The organism is Flavobacteriaceae bacterium GSB9, from assembly GCA_022749295.1.
GTDB lineage: Bacteria > Bacteroidota > Bacteroidia > Flavobacteriales > Flavobacteriaceae > Flavisericum.
Window position 1 is genome coordinate 929,976 of the sequence record CP062007.1, and the last position, 15,509, is coordinate 945,484.

The window sequence follows — 15,509 nt, forward strand, 5'->3', positions numbered from 1 at the left end:
AACTAATCTATAAAAGCTTTTAAAACTTCAATCACGTAATCAACTTCTTCTTTGGTGTTAAAAATACTGAATGAAAAACGAATAGAAGGTTTCTGCAAATCTTCAGTGCTTAAAATTTCGGATAGAACATGTGAGTTTTGCGAACTCCCACTTTGGCAAGCACTACCCTTAGAACAGGCAACACCCTTTAAATCGAGTTGAAATAATAGCATGGCTGCCTTTTTGGGAGAAACAGGCAAACAAACATTAACAATTGTATAAGTACTTTTTTCGTAATTTGAAGACCACCCGTTAAACATCGTAGCTGGAATTTCAGTCTTGATTTTATCAATAAAATATTGTTTTAAATCACTCACCATCCGTCTTTCCTCTTCTAGATTTTGATACGCCATTTCCAAAGCTAAATCCATACCTAAAATATTGTGTACACTTTCGGTACCAGCACGCAAACCGCGCTCCTGCTCCCCACCAACAATCATGGGTTTTAAGCCAGTATTTTTTCTAATAAAAGCAAAGCCAACACCTTTTGGCCCATGGAATTTATGAGCAGAGGCGGCTAAAAAATCTACTGGAATTTCATTCAAGTCTAATTGATAATGCCCAACAGATTGTACGGCATCGGTATGAAATAACGCCTTATGTTCTTTACACAAATCGGCCGTTTGTTTTAAATCTAAAACATTACCGATTTCATTGTTAATGTGCATCAAACTCACTAATGTTTTCTCATTTGTTTCCAACAAAGCTTTCAGGTGCCCGTAATCGATATCGCCTTTTTCGGTAAGATTCACATAACTCACCGTTATGTTATAATCCAACTCCAACTGTTGCACAGTATGCAAAACAGCGTGGTGCTCTATTTTAGAGGTAATAATACGCTCAACTCCCAAATCTTTAACAGCACTTTTAAGCACCAAATTATCAGCTTCAGTACCTCCAGAAGTAAAAATAATTTCACTCGCTGCCACTTTAAAATAGGCAGCAATATTTTTACGTGTTTTTTCTATTAAAACTTTAGATGACCTACCAAAACCATGTGAAGATGAAGGGTTTCCGTAATTTTCAAGCATCGCTTTTGCCATTTTATCTACCACCTCACGGCGCATGGCTGTGGTTGCTGCGTTATCAAAATACACCTGTTTCATATTATTTTAACTTCATAAGTTTGAGTTACAAAAAAACTTATTGCCCTAATTAAAATTCAAAAGTACTTGAAATAAAATTATTATCAATAAGCTACGTTATAATTAACAATTCTGTTATTTTTGCCTAAAACCGAAAGCCAATGCGTAAGTTATTTTTTGCCTTTATAGCCTTAAGTTTATTGCCCCTTAATTCTTGTGATGACGGCGATGTTATAACTGTGGAATTGGATTTTGACGACACTTTTCAAGTATGCGAAAGTGGTGATGATTTGGTTTTTTACAAGACCAAAAGTGACCCTTCTGAATCTTTATCTTTAAAAGTTACCGGTCTTTCAGTAGATGAAATCTTAGTTGTCGATGAAAATGGCATTTATGAAAACACCATTACCATAACCGATAACAACCCGTTTAACTACAGAACTTATAGCAACACTACCCTTAACGATTTGTTTTGCAATGCCATACCCAATTCTGAAATAAAACTAACGGAAGATATTGAGGCCAATAGTGGGACTGCATTTTTAAAAACGGTTTTAACCGAAGACGACAACGATGGCATTCCCGCAGAATTAGAAGACATTAATGGAGATGGCAATTTAGAAAATGACGATACCGACGGGGATGGTTTACCTAACTATATTGATGCCGATGACGACGGCGACAACATTTTAACCAAAGACGAAAACCCCGACCCAGACAATAATGGTATTTTTGATGATGCACAAGATACTGATGAAGACGGCATACCTGATTATTTAGATAAAGATGACGATGGAGACCTAATTGACACCAGAGACGAAGAAAACGATTCGCAAGACAATAACCCGGCAAACGATATTACTAACAGCGAAATAGGTCCCGACTATTTAAACAAAGATGTTGCCGAGGATGGAACACCTCCAGCTACCTCATTTAGGGAACATACCATTTACCAAACCTTCAAGGTGACTTTAGTTATTGAAAATGTAGATTTAACTTTAATCTCCCTAGATTTTTTTAATTTCGGAACGCTCAATAACAATGCCCTATCAACAAACAGAAAGGTAACCCCTGATTTTAATTAGTGTTTGGGTGCATTTTGGTAAATGTAGACCTCGGTGGCACCTAAACCGTATTTTTGGTAGTTGGCATCGTAAAACTTCACATTGTTGTAGCGACCAAATAAGTACTCAAGCTCTAGTTTTAACACCCCTTCACCTACTCCATGTATGAACACTACTTTTTGAATACGGTTAGCTATGGCGAATTCTAATTTATGCCTTGCCGTATCCAACTGAAGTGTTAGCATATCGTGGTTGGTCATTCCACGAGTTGATTTCACCAATTGGTTAATGTGCAAATCCACTTCCATGGGTGGCGTATAGCGTTCTTTGGGCTTCTTTTTTGTAGATTGTTTTCGTTTTGACTGTTCTTTTTCAGAAATCACCGAATTGATGCTCGAGTGAGAAAACAATTGTGAGTTAATAGATTCTTTACTTTGCTTTTTAACCAATTCTTCGCTTTCAAATTCAAGCAAAAAACCTTCTTCAGTTTCTATTTTGACAGTATTTCCAGAGATAGCTTTCACTATTCCCGAGAGCTCTTCATCTATAACCAAAACAAAATCGCCAACTTTAAAAGCCATCACATTATTCGTTTTCAGCGTTACCGGAATCGTTATCGTCGCTCTTTCTACTAGGTATGGATTTAGAAATCCTGTAAACACCAATCATAAGCATTACAATACCAAGTATTAATACCATCTGATTTTGCCTAGCTCCAGCTTTAGCATAAATAGCGACAAAAGCCCCGATAATTATTAAAATATAATTTAAGTATTTCATTTCAAAATGTAATAATCGGTCGCAAATTACATTAAATTTAGTATTCCGATGCTCTATTCAACAAAATACTGCCAACTAACTTAAAACAACCAAGAACCAAATCAGTGTTTGAAACCATAAGTCGACAAATTGTTTTTATTATTTTTAAGGCATTTTAGTAACTTCGCTAAAATGTTATTAGCATAAATATTTATGGAAAAGTACATGCTTCCTTGTCTTAATAAAAAACTACTAGGTATTGAGTGTCTGGGCTGCGGTTTACAACGTGCTGTTATCTTAGTTTTTCAAGGTGAATTTGTAGCGGCTTTTAAAATGTATCCGGCCGTATATAGCCTTATCGTGCTTTTTTTCTGTATAGGTATAAATATTTTCTTTAAATTTAAACATTCCAATAGCGTTATTGGAACCCTTACCATAATATCAATAGCAACAATTGTGGTAAGTTATTGTATTAAACTAATCAATTAAAAATTAAATATGGAACAACAAAAACTCAACCCAACCCTTGTTTACGTTTTAGCTATTTTAGGACTTTTATGCTGCTGTTTTGGGGGTGCCGGTGTTATCTTGGCTGCAATTGCTTTTTTTATTGCAAATAGCAAATTAAATGCTGTAAAATCAAATCCTGAAAACTTTGAGGCTTCAAGTGTTAAAGCTATGAACACCGCCAAAACTGTTGCTTTAATCATAGCCATTATCAATATTCTTTATCTTGTGTATACAATTTATCAAATATCTACTGTTGGCTGGGACCAACTAATGGAGCAATCTCAAGAAATGATGGAGCAAATGCAAAACCAATAAATATTAATCCTTTATAATACTGAAAAGACGACCTTGATGGTCGTCTTTTTTATTTAATAAAAGAATTTCTTGAAACGAACTATCCCCGAGGCAGAACCATAGTGTATTTCACTCGTTTCATTTTGACCATTTGGGTCAAAAACCGAAATTCTGTTGTTTAAATTCCCGATTTCTCGGGAATAACAATTTCAAAGGAAACCCAGACACAGAGAGTCGAGGAATTCTTTTAAATGTGTACAAATAAAGTATTAAAGCTTTTTAAAGCTAACAAACCTCTACTGTTGTTATAAGCTAATATTGATTTCTTCATAAACTAATTTATACCTGAATTGCACAGAATAAATCGTTTAACTTGGCATTTATTATCACAATAGCTATACTTATTCCGGAAAGCAAACAACATCTATCTTAAAAGAAAAAGCCTCTTGATTAATTAATCAAGAGGCTTTAAATTATATCCTATCAAGTTACAATCCGATAATAGCAGATTGTTTATTTATAGGTTTCTAGTTTGTAACAAACTTCACAGATTTTTGTCCTTCAGCAGTTTTAATAGTTGCAATGTAAAGACCGGAGTTAAATTCAAATTCTGTGTTAACATCAGTTTTTAATGATTTTACTAACGCTCCAGTAATGCTATAGATGTTAATTTCAGTGTTTGATTTAACGTTTGAAACATATACTCTGTTTCCAATAGCTCTAATATCAGTAGAAACAGGAGAAGCGATTTTATCATCAACACTAAGCAATGCTTCAAGTTCGCTACTAATATCTGTGTCACTAATATAAACTCTGTACACTCTAATTTTTCCTCCTCTGTTAATTAAGCTATATTGACCAGCATCCACGGCTTGAAACTTCATTACTCTGAAAGATTCATCTCCTGAATTTGGGTTGTCGATTGGACCATTTGGATCACCAGTACCTGTTCCTACATCTACCTCATCAACTGGTGTACCAGTACCTTCATATATAAACTGAAAATAACCAGTACTGAAACCTAAAGTCCCATCACCTTCAATATCCGTATATTGACCTGCTCCCATAACATAAACATGCTGACCAGCTTCTAATTGCATTTGGAAACCTCTTCCCCCTTGTCTGTCATATCGCTTTTCACCAGGTGTCGTATACTGTAAACAACCAGGAAACTCCTCCACATTAACACCATCGAACAACTCTGTTCTTTCATCATAACGGGTGATGTCATTTCTAACCGTATAGATTCGATCACTATTACTATCTCTTTTGAAAATAAAGTCAGTAGCCCCATCTAAATCTGGTAAGTTTTTAGGTTTAGTTAATTCACTGCCCCCACTTAACAAAGTTCCTCCCGGATCTGAAGCCGAACCTTTGGATGTTACCTCAAAATTGACACCTGCGTAATTCGCGTTAAACGTTGTAGCATAAATAAGAGGCGCACTCTTTCCACTTTCATTTACAAAACCTTCATTAGGCGTGTAAACTTGGTCTTCATAAGTTAACTCTATTTGGCGATTATAATTTGCAAAGGCATTTAGGTATTGTAAAGGCATCATGTTATCATAACCTGCGCCTAATTCTTTGGCGCCAAAATCCCAATACTTAACATTTTGTGCGTTTAGCACTAATGTAAAAAGTAATATTGGCACTAATAGTAATTTTTTTTCCATTTTCTAAATAGTTTTTAGTTGTTAATAATTATTTTTCTTGATATTATTCACTAATAATTAAGCAAATTGACAAAATATAATTTCATTCATAACTATTTTTGAACGATGGTCAATTTTGTAACAAAATTTAATAGCTTATATTTGACTTGAAAAGTTAATAAATTTTATTTTATTTTAAAAGCGTTACAGTAAAAACTTCACTCAAAGGCTTACTTTTTACCATTACTCCATGTACTCAGCGACTCTTTTCATAGAGTTAAAAATAAAACTAAAAAATATATCCATCCGTTATATTTTTATATAAAAAAAGCGGTATGTTATAAATTAAACATCCCGCTTTTTAACTAAACAAACTCTATAAGTTAATAACCCGGATTTTGATCTAGGTTAGGATTTGCATTTCTTTGAGCCTGAGGAATTGGAAACAAATTTCGGGTGTCTGGAGACGCAGATTTGAAAGTCCATTCACCTGAGGTAAACGTACCGAAACGAATTTGATCGTTTCTTCTCCACCCTTCTCCGGCAAGCTCCCAACCTCTTTCAGCTAATAAGGCTTCCAATGTCAGTGTACTGGTTGTATATAATTTCCCTGTTGTATCTGCAAATGCTCGATTACGAACAGCGTTAACTAAATTAACGGCTTCAGCAGTTGCTGCGCCTCCATTTTTTCTCATCAGCGCTTCTGCTTTCATGAGTAAAATATCGGCATATCTAATAACCGCAAAATCACACGAAACCGTCCAGTTTTTAGCACCTGTGTAATCGTATTTTGCTAAACGAGCTCCTTCATCTTCAAATGAGCCTTCCAAAGAAGTTAAATCGATACTATAAGACAAGGGTTTTCCAGCCAACTCTTGGTTACAATATACAACCTCACCCGTTGTTGAATATTGAGGGCCTACCACCCATACATTTCTTCTCAAATCGTCTTCATCATAAGATCTGTAAAATGCAGGATCAGCACAGAACCCATTCCAGCCACCAGCTTCCATTCCAAATGTTTGGTTTGCCGTAAAATGTAATGTCCAGTATTGAAATTGATTCATATACCCCCATTCGGTAGTATAGGTATCATCAAATGGAATAACAAAGATATTCTCTGGCGATCCTTGGTTTTCTATAGCAAAGTTTGCAAAATAGTTGTTATCCAAAGAAAAGCCACCGTTTTCTATAATATCGTTACAAGCAGTGAGACATTCATCCAACATACTTTCCCCAACATAAACTTCAGCATTTAAGTAAATTTTAGCTAACAACGACTGTACAACATAATAGTTCATTCGCCCATAAGTAGTCATGTCTTTTTCTTTACTTAAATTAGGTAACGTTTCTTCCAGTTCGCTAACCACAAAATCAAAAACTTCCTTTCTACTATTCGTTGAGGGTGCGTATCCATTAGGAACATCAAACTTATCTACAATAGGAATGTTCCCAAAGGCATCCATACCATAAAAATATGCAAAAGCTCTAAGGGCTCTCAATTCATTTGTAATGGTAATTAATGCTTCACTTTTATCTTCAATTAAATTAAATTGATAGATAAGTCTATTGCAGTTTGAAACTAAATTATAAACAAACTTCCAGGAATCGTTAATAATGCCGTCTTCACTTGTCCATGTATGTTGTTGTAAACGTCTGTAAATACCGCCATTGTTCCAGTGAATACCGCGGGTAGGCAGTATTTCTTCATCGGAAGACAATTGATTAAGCCCCCAGGCTGCTCCAACTTGTACCAGGCCTCTTAATTCTTTATAGGCCGGCCCAGCTGCAGAAAGCACTTGTTTTTCTGTTTGGTAATATTGATCGGTTACAATGGTGTCGTAAACCTCTTCATCTAGATTTGTACAAGACCATAGCCCAAATACAGTTAATATGATAAGTAATTTCTTCATAATGATTTTTTTTAAAATTTAACGTTGAAACCTAAGGTAAAAGTTCTTGTACTCGGGTAATCGTTCCTAGAGTCTATGCCTGGTGTTAATCCACCGATAGCACCCTCAGGGTCTATCCCTTTATAGCCCGTTATTACAAATAAGTTGGCTCCTGTTACAAAAATTCTACCCGATTTAATTAAATCTGTGTTTTTAAATGGTATGTTATAACCCACGGTAAGGTTGTCCAATTTTACAAAATCTCCATTTTCAACATAGTAGCTTGAAAAATTAGGGCTATCCCAAAGGTTTGTATCCATTGCAGAGGTTAAAATGTTTAGAGGCAACAAACTTGGGTTTTCGTAAAAAATACGTTTATGGTTAATAATTTGATGCCCAAACATACCACGGAACATAAAAGACATATCCCAATTCTTGTATTTAAACGCGTTCGTTAAACCTGCATAAAAATCAGGAATACCGTTACCTATATCTGTTCTATCTTCTATAGTAATACCATCTACACCATCGGTATCCTTAAATATCCAAAGCCCCTCGTCAGTTAAACCTTCATAAATATACCCGTGGATATTCCCAATTGAACCACCTTCATAATAGCGGTGCGTCCATGCCTCAACACCCGGAGAACCTATTGCACCAACATTACGGTATTCTAAAGAATAGTAGTCGTTTGACAGTGACAATAGCTCATTTTTACGATAATCAAAATTAAAATCTAGATTCCAGTTAAAATCTTTAGTTCTTACTGGTACCGCATTAAGGGTTATTTCTAAACCTGAGTTACGCATAGAACCAACATTGGCCATTGTTTGTTCATATAAATTTGGAGGAACAGGCACATCGTATAAGTTAAGCAGATCTTCGGTATCTCTAACATAATAATCTATAGTACCACCAATTCTTCCATTTTTGGCAGCCCAATCTAAACCGATGTTGGTTTCTTTTTTGGTTTCCCATTTTAAATTCGGATTCGGGTTGCTGTCTGGCCCATATCCTGGTATAAAATTCCCGTTATAGAAGAAAAATCCTGTTTCTGATAATCTAGACAACGACAAATAAGGGTCTATACCTTGATTACCGGTTACACCATAACCTATACGGATTTTAAGTAAATCGAAGGTTGAGCTATCAAAGAAGTCTTCTTTGGTAATGTCCCAAGCAGCAGAAATTGCAGGAAATGTTCCCCACTTATTGTTAGCTCCAAACTTTGAAGACCCTTCTGTTCTGATACTGGCAGATAAAAAATACTTGCCATCGTAGTTGTACGCTATACGACTAAAGAATCCAACCAAACGATTTTTGTTTTTAAACGACCCCATATCTGCATTACCTGAAGTTAAGAAGGTTCCAGAACCTATATTATTGTACAACAAATCATCAGTAATGAAGTTTGAATTTTCTGCATCAAACCCTTCGGCTATAAATTCCTGAAATGAATATCCTGCCGTAACATTGAATACGTGAGCATCAAAAGTTTTATTGACATCAATAGTGGCTTCCAAAGTTTTGGTTTCTTCCATTCCTGCGGAACGGCTTGCCGTACCTGTTCTTCCACTGGTTTCTTGTGGAAGCGAGTAACTTGGCTCGTAATAGCCATTTAAGTACCTTCTTTTTTGAAGTCCACCAATTACACCTGCTTTTAACCAATCGGTTATCTTCAACTCTAAACCTAAATTTCCGAAAAAATATGACGCACTATTATCCCGTGTTCGCTCCAATAATTGACCTACCGGATTTTCGTATTGCCAACCTTGAATTTCGAACAGGCTTCCATCTTCATTATAAACAGGCTCTGTTGGATTTCTTTTTGTGGCTTGTCTGAATGCATCGTAATTAACAGGATTTTCCTTTCTATCTGAAAGTCCTAATTGCACGTTGAATTTTAAACGGTCGTTTAAAGTGCGGTGTGTTAAGTTTAAATTACCACGCAATTCATCCATACTTGAGTTTAACATCACACCCTGCTGGTCGGTATAGTACAAAGACAAGCGATATGTGGTTTCTTCACTTCCTCCACTTAAAGACAAGTGCTGTATGTGACTTAGAGGCGATCTTGTAATTTCATCAAACCAATCTGTGTCATAACCATAATCAATCATTGATGCTGCTACTTCTGGATGTGTTGCTTCAATTTTACTTTTCATCGCTCTATACTGATTGGCATTTAGGACATCTAAATTATTTAATATAGATTGTACCGTATATTTTGATGAAAACTCAACCTGCGCTGCACCACTTTTTCCTTTTTTGGTGGTAATCAAAATAACCCCATTAGTTCCTCGCGTTCCATAAATAGCTGCCGCCGAACCATCTTTTAATATGTCCATTGAAGCAATATCCTCAGGAGCTAAAGCATTTAAATTTCCTCCAGGTATACCATCGATTACTACAAGAGGTTCTTGGCTAGCGCTTATACTTGAAGCCCCTCGCAAACGGATTTCAAACCCTTGTGTTGGGTCGCCGCCATTGGTACGTGTAATACTCAAACCAGCTACTTTCCCTTGTATAAGCTGCATGGCATCAGGAGCTGCTATTTCATTAAAATCTTCTGGTTTCATTGAGGCTACAGATCCTGTTAATTCTCTCTTTTTAACAGAACCGTAACCAACAACTACAACCTCATCTAAGCTAGCAGCATCTTCTTCTAAGACAATGTTTAATTTTTGTGAGTTGGAAACTTGTATTTCCTGTGTTACAAACCCTAAATAAGAAACTATTATGGTACTACTAGAACCTTTTAGTGTTAAGGAGAAATTACCATCGAAATCGGTTTGCGTGCCATTAGATGTTCCTTGTTCCAAAATACTGGCTCCCAACAACGGTTGTCCGTTAATATCGGTTACTGTACCAGAAATAGTTTGTTGGACCGTACTTGTTGGTTTCACCTTTAAAACTGTACCTGTTTCACTGGTTGTCTTCTCAAAACTAATGCTTGCATGACTTGTATTCACCCAAAGTGCCGTAACACAAGGCAACAAAAAATATAGTTTAGTTGTAGAACTTAATTTGCTGAAAAAAGCTCTATTTCGTTTTTTCTTCATAATTGAATTTTTGTTAATTATATAGTTTAGTTTGTTAAATTTTTAGCTATACAAGTAGGTTGATATTAAGGCAACAGTATACTCTGCGGCATTGCCTCCTTTATTAATATTACTTCTAAAGGAGGCATTTGAACAGAATTAACCGTTATTACAGAAAGGCAAATCTCTGTTCAACAATCTAAAAACTTGTTAATTTAAATTTGGGTTTAAAATAGTTTCCCTTGAAGGCAAAGGAAATAACGTATTAATAGTGCCATAGGCTGATGGAATAGGCCCTGTACCTTCAGGAAAATAATATTCTTGTGGGTTAGCTATAACATTGGCACCAAAAGCCTTCATTACGGTTTCGGCATTACCTGTACGTACCAAATCCAGCCATCTTTTATTTTCAAAAGCCAATTCAACTCTTCGTTCGTGTAAAATAATATCACGAAGTTCGTCTGTATTCGTCGTTGTTATAGGATCTAAGTCTACTCGCGCCCTTACCCTATTCAAATACATTAATGGATCGCCCGAATTAGATTCGTTCATCGCTTCGGCCAACAACAGTAATACTTCAGAAAAGCGATATACCGGCCAGTTATCGTTTGTATTTTGAAATTGAGCGTGCGCATGATTGTACTTGTTTACGTAAGGTGTGAGCTTACCAGAAGCCGAGAGGTCTATATATTGTATCGTTGCATCTAACCTTGGGTCTCCAGGCTCATAACTCGCTATAAGGTCTGGTGTAGGCAAATTGAACCCTTCAACCGTAAGTCCTTGCGCTACACCATCTGGCAATCCGGTGATTTCCGCAACTTCATCGGCTGTTATAGGCTGGGGCATAAACTGATAAATAAAATCACTGTTATATCCTTCTGGCCCTTCCTTATATTGAATTTCAAAAACCGACTCTTGGTTGTTTTTATTATTCGGGTTGAAAGCATCAGCATAAGTAGGCATTAAATCATATTCTTCTGAGTCTACAACTTCTTTCAATACGTCACGAGCTTCTGGCCATTTCTCTAACACAACATAAACATTTCCCAATAGGGTTTTCGCTGCACCTAGAGTAGCCCTACCCGGCTCTTGATCTGCTTTTTTAGGTAGTGTTGCTATAGCCTGTTGGGCATCATCAATAATTTGATCATAAATCGAGCTCGGCGCTGTAATGGGCAAAGCTGTACCTTCAAGAGTAGTTACTGGGTCTAAGTGCAAAGGCACACCTCCAAAAAATTGAACCAAATCAAAATAAGCAAGTGCTCTTAAAAAATGAGCCTGACCGGTAATGTTATCCTTTACATTGGCTTCTGAAAAATCTACATTATCTATCTCATTAAGTATTTTATTTGCTCTAGAAATGACGAAATAATTGTAATCCCATTTTGCCTGTATGTTTTCGTTTGAAGATTGCTCAACAAAATCGGCTATAAACTCCGGAGGATTTTGCCCACGGTTATCAGCATTATAGTCGTAATAAGAATTATCGGACCGCATTTCACCCATAACGTAGGCCGATTTATCGTATGCATCCCTAAGTGGTGCATAAGCGCCATTTATGGCCTTTTCGAAATCTTCTGGAGTTTCAAAAAAAGCGTTGTCACTCAGTTCGGTTTCTGAATCTACTTCAAGGAAGTCACTGCAAGACCAAAAGGCTGCAAAGATTGCTAGATATATTATTTTTGTTTTCATAATTTTTAGAATAAAGAATAACTATTATTTCAAACTTAAATTAACCCCAAAAGTTATAGTTCGTGGAATAGGATATGCTGAAAAGTCTATACCTTGAGTAAGCGCGGTACTCTCACCATTTCCTGCTCGCGTACTAACCTCTGGGTTACCGCTGTAGTTAGAAATAACTAATAGTTGTTGAATACTTGAGTACAGGCGAATAGCTTTAAAAAAGTCGGTGTTTTTTAGCGGAACATTATAGCCTAATGTTAGGTTTTTTATAGCTAAATAGCTTCCATCATGTATAAAACGTGTGTGGTTTCTACCTCTTTCCAAACCAGTATCGCCATCGGTTCTTCCATATTTTCCAGCTCCTGGATCATCTTCGGAACGCCATCTATCTTTAACTTCTTTGAGAACATTGAACACACCATCAAGATTGGCCGTACCCTCGTCAGACCTTCTATTGATATCGTGACCAACAGCCCCAGACATTACTATAGATAGATCAAAGTTTTTGTACTCAAAATTGTTAGTTAAACCATAAATAAAATCAGGAAAGGGATTTCCTATTACTGTTTGGTCGGAGTCTGGACCATCTTCCGTAATAACACCATCTCCGTTAATATCAACAAATTTAATGGTACCCACACCTGATCTTGGGTGCTTTGGTGAATTGTCAAACTCCTCTTGGTTGTCGTAAACACCGTCTTGAATAAATCCATAAAACTGTCCAATACGTCCGCCTACTTTAGTTATGGTAGTACCACGCCCAGAATCCCCAAAAATAAGTTCGTCTGTAAGTCCTGATAATTTTTCAACACGATTGTCGCTTGCGGATATATTAAAATTGGCATTCCATGTAAAGTCGCCTTTTAGAATATTGGCTTTAATCCCTATTTCATGTCCCCAAAATTTAAGCTCGCCGACATTTGACGTTATTTCTGAAAAACCAGATGCCGATGGTACCTCTAAGTTAAATAGTAAATCGGTGGTTTTCTTAGTATAAAAATCGTATGAAAGTTGAATTCTATTATTTAAAACACCAAGTTCAAAGCCCACGTTAGTTTGTGCCGTTTTCTCCCAACCTAAATCAGGATTTCCTAAAGACGATAAGGCGGCTCCACTGGCTATTGTTGAACCAAATATGGCATTAGCTGTTAAGCTTACGTTAGGAGATTGCGTATAATTACCAATGTTGTTGTTTCCTGTAACACCATAACTAGCCTTTAGCTTTAAAAACGACACGGCATCAATATCTTTCATGAATTCTTCGTCAGATGCAATCCAACCTAAAGATACTGAAGGAAAGTTTCCCCAACGATTGTTAACACCAAACCTAGAAGACCCATCTGATCTAAAAGACGCAGAGAATAGATATTTACCTGCATAATTATAATTAAGTCTTGAAAAATAAGAAAGCAAGCTCCACTCTTGGATGTCGTTACCAGAATCGCTCCTATTAACGTTTATAGCAGACTGGATGGTTGAAATACGATCATCTGGATAATTTGACGCCTCGATAACGGTAGATTCAAATCTATATTTTTGAGCAGAAAGTCCACCCAATAATTCAAAATTATGTTCCCCAAAAGACTTATTATAAGTTGCCGTATTTTCATTTAGCCAAGTAAGGTAGTTACTGTTGGAATAAACACCAACTGCAGTTCTAGGTGGCGAATTGTTCCAGCTTGTGGACACATACGAAGGTGTAAAATTCTTATTGTCTACATGCCCAATTTCTGCATTTATTGTAGACTTTAAGCGTAGTCCGTCAATAACCTCTGCCTCAACATAGGCATTAGATAATAAAGTAGTTGTTTTATAATCTCTTGTAATATTGTTAATCGTGTACAACCAATTGGGGGTTGAAAAAGCACTTACTCCTGGAATAAATGCACTTGAAGAAATGGAGCCATCAGGATTTCTAGCCGGTATTATAGGCCAAGCCTGTAATGCACTCGCTAAGATTTGATCACCACTTCCAAAAAACAACCCGTCTGTATCTAATCTATTTTCTAAAGTATAAGAAGGTGCTACATTGGCACCTATGCTTAGCCAATCTGTTATATTGAAACTGGTATTGGCTCTAAGTGAAAACTTTTGATAGTTTGAGTTTAAAACCACACCATCTTGATTGAAAAATCCTCCAATAACGGACACACCGTGTTTTTCATCCCTTTTGGAATAAGAAATACTGTAGTTTTGAATTGGCGCAGCCTCTCTTAACAACAAATCATACCAGTCGGTACCCTCTCCATACTGCTCTGGGTTTTGGAAAACTTCGGGGACTTCTAAGCCTTTAGCTTCATAACTTTCTTTTTTAAACTGAGCAAACTCTGTACCGTTCATCATATCTGGCCTGCCTCGTTCTGGAACGTGCTGAAAACCATAATACATATTAACGCCAAAATTGGTTTGCCCCAACTTAGCACCTTTGGTAGTAATCAAAACAACACCATTTGCTCCTCTGGAACCATAAAGAGCCGTAGCCGAGGCATCTTTCAATACTGTTACGGTTTCAATTTCATCTGGATTTATAGCATTAATATCGGATGAAATTGGAAAGCCATCAACAACATACAAAGGGTTGCTATTAGCCAATATAGAGGCTTGCCCCCGAATGCGGACCGCCATACCTTGCCCAGGTGTTCCTGTTTGCTGATTAATTTGAACACCTGCTATTTGCCCTTGTAATTTTTGTGTTATTTGGCTAGATGGTATTTCAGCTAATTGATTGGCCTCTACCGTAGCAACCGATCCGGTTACCGATCTTTTGGTTTGCAACCCATAGCCTACCACAACCACCTCATCTAAACTAGCAGCATCATCTTGCAAAACAATGTTTAAATTTTGTTGTCCGGTTACTTTCACCTCTTTTGTAAGGTAGCCCAAATAAGAAATCACTAAGGTCGCTTCAGTGCCTCTAAGGGTTAGGGCGAATTTACCGTCAAAATCGGTCTGGGTACCGTTTGATGTTTCCTTTTCCAATATATTAGCTCCCATCAACGGTTGTCCATTAACATCGGTCACCGTACCGGTCACCTCAACCCCTTGTATTTCAAGAGTCTCTTCTACAGAAAACGATTCTACAGGTTTAGCAATCGATTTTTTCTTTAAGATAATTTGAGTATTCCTTATTTTGAATTTAGTGTTCGTGTCATAAAATAGGTTTTTTAAAACCTTTTCTATTTTTTCGTCTTCTACTTTAATTGACACTTTTCGTTTTAAGTCTACAAATTTTGTATTGTAAACAAACCTATATTCAGTGGTAGCTTCAATATTATCAATAACGTTCAATACCGTTTCATTCTCTACATCTAATGAAATTGTTTGGGTATACCCCTCGCTCGCAAACATACCTATGATGGATGCAAAAATTAAAAGTGTAGTTAGTTTCATCTTTAAGTCAAATTTTAGGAAAGGGCATGACCAGCCCTCATTGACATGAAGTTTTTTCATATTTTTGCGTTGTTAAATTGTGATTGACTGATTAATTTTA

General features: G+C 36.5%; 11 protein-coding genes. 3 read left to right on the forward strand and 8 right to left on the reverse strand.

Annotated elements, in window-relative coordinates; translation table 11 throughout:
- Positions 1-2 precede the first annotated feature (2 nt).
- A complete protein-coding gene (locus GSB9_00815; protein UKM64268.1) occupies positions 3-1,145 on the reverse strand; it encodes a cysteine desulfurase in 1,143 nt (380 codons plus the stop codon).
- Between the two features lie 140 nt (positions 1,146-1,285).
- Between GSB9_00815 and GSB9_00816 the strand changes: the two genes are divergently transcribed.
- Positions 1,286-2,209 (forward strand): hypothetical protein, encoded by a 924-nt coding sequence (locus tag GSB9_00816; GenBank protein UKM64269.1) that lies wholly within the window; start codon positions 1,286-1,288, stop codon positions 2,207-2,209.
- Here the strand turns inward: GSB9_00816 and GSB9_00817 are convergent.
- Both GSB9_00817 and GSB9_00818 read right to left on the reverse strand, forming a co-directional pair.
- Entirely contained in the window at positions 2,206-2,769 is a 564-nt protein-coding gene (locus GSB9_00817; protein UKM64270.1) for a DNA mismatch repair protein MutS, read from the reverse strand. The genes GSB9_00816 and GSB9_00817 overlap by 4 nt on opposite strands.
- Positions 2,770-2,773: 4 nt before the next feature.
- Complete coding sequence (locus tag GSB9_00818; protein ID UKM64271.1) at positions 2,774-2,968, reverse strand: hypothetical protein; 195 nt, start codon at positions 2,966-2,968, stop codon at positions 2,774-2,776.
- Positions 2,969-3,160: 192 nt separating this feature from the next.
- Here GSB9_00818 and GSB9_00819 point away from each other — a divergent pair, with 192 nt between their 5' ends.
- Positions 3,161-3,436 carry a DUF2752 domain-containing protein gene (locus GSB9_00819; protein ID UKM64272.1) on the forward strand — a complete coding sequence of 92 codons (276 nt, stop codon included), beginning with the start codon at positions 3,161-3,163 and terminating at the stop codon, positions 3,434-3,436.
- Between the two features lie 9 nt (positions 3,437-3,445).
- Positions 3,446-3,772, forward strand: coding sequence for a hypothetical protein (locus GSB9_00820; GenBank protein ID UKM64273.1), 327 nt, complete (start codon positions 3,446-3,448; stop codon positions 3,770-3,772).
- 506 nt (positions 3,773-4,278) lie between these two features.
- Here the strand turns inward: GSB9_00820 and GSB9_00821 are convergent.
- From GSB9_00821 to GSB9_00825, 5 genes are all read right to left on the reverse strand, one after another.
- Entirely contained in the window at positions 4,279-5,424 is a 1,146-nt protein-coding gene (locus GSB9_00821; protein UKM64274.1) for a T9SS type A sorting domain-containing protein, read from the reverse strand.
- Between the two features lie 362 nt (positions 5,425-5,786).
- The gene (locus tag GSB9_00822; GenBank protein ID UKM64275.1) at positions 5,787-7,316 is read right to left on the reverse strand and encodes a RagB/SusD family nutrient uptake outer membrane protein; all 1,530 of its coding nucleotides are present in this window, start codon (positions 7,314-7,316) and stop codon (positions 5,787-5,789) included.
- Between the two features lie 11 nt (positions 7,317-7,327).
- The gene (locus GSB9_00823; protein ID UKM64276.1) at positions 7,328-10,357 is read right to left on the reverse strand and encodes a TonB-dependent receptor; all 3,030 of its coding nucleotides are present in this window, start codon (positions 10,355-10,357) and stop codon (positions 7,328-7,330) included.
- A gap of 189 nt (positions 10,358-10,546) precedes the next feature.
- Entirely contained in the window at positions 10,547-12,028 is a 1,482-nt protein-coding gene (locus GSB9_00824) for a RagB/SusD family nutrient uptake outer membrane protein (protein ID UKM64277.1), read from the reverse strand.
- A gap of 24 nt (positions 12,029-12,052) precedes the next feature.
- Positions 12,053-15,469, reverse strand: coding sequence for a TonB-dependent receptor (locus tag GSB9_00825; GenBank protein ID UKM64278.1), 3,417 nt, complete (start codon positions 15,467-15,469; stop codon positions 12,053-12,055).
- Positions 15,470-15,509 lie beyond the last annotated feature (40 nt).

Bases quoted from the DNA above. Each gene is read 5' to 3' on its own strand.
- GSB9_00818 (UKM64271.1), bottom strand. From the start codon at position 2,968: ATGAAATACTTAAATTATATTTTAATAATTATCGGGGCTTTTGTCGCT.
- GSB9_00815 (UKM64268.1), bottom strand. From the start codon at position 1,145: ATGAAACAGGTGTATTTTGATAACGCAGCAACCACAGCCATGCGCCGT.
- GSB9_00817 (UKM64270.1), bottom strand. From the start codon at position 2,769: ATGGCTTTTAAAGTTGGCGATTTTGTTTTGGTTATAGATGAAGAGCTC.
- GSB9_00820 (UKM64273.1), top strand. From the start codon at position 3,446: ATGGAACAACAAAAACTCAACCCAACCCTTGTTTACGTTTTAGCTATT.
- GSB9_00821 (UKM64274.1), bottom strand. From the start codon at position 5,424: ATGGAAAAAAAATTACTATTAGTGCCAATATTACTTTTTACATTAGTG.
- GSB9_00824 (UKM64277.1), bottom strand. From the start codon at position 12,028: ATGAAAACAAAAATAATATATCTAGCAATCTTTGCAGCCTTTTGGTCT.
- GSB9_00819 (UKM64272.1), top strand. From the start codon at position 3,161: ATGGAAAAGTACATGCTTCCTTGTCTTAATAAAAAACTACTAGGTATT.
- GSB9_00825 (UKM64278.1), bottom strand. From the start codon at position 15,469: ATGAAAAAACTTCATGTCAATGAGGGCTGGTCATGCCCTTTCCTAAAA.
- GSB9_00823 (UKM64276.1), bottom strand. From the start codon at position 10,357: ATGAAGAAAAAACGAAATAGAGCTTTTTTCAGCAAATTAAGTTCTACA.
- GSB9_00822 (UKM64275.1), bottom strand. From the start codon at position 7,316: ATGAAGAAATTACTTATCATATTAACTGTATTTGGGCTATGGTCTTGT.
- GSB9_00816 (UKM64269.1), top strand. From the start codon at position 1,286: ATGCGTAAGTTATTTTTTGCCTTTATAGCCTTAAGTTTATTGCCCCTT.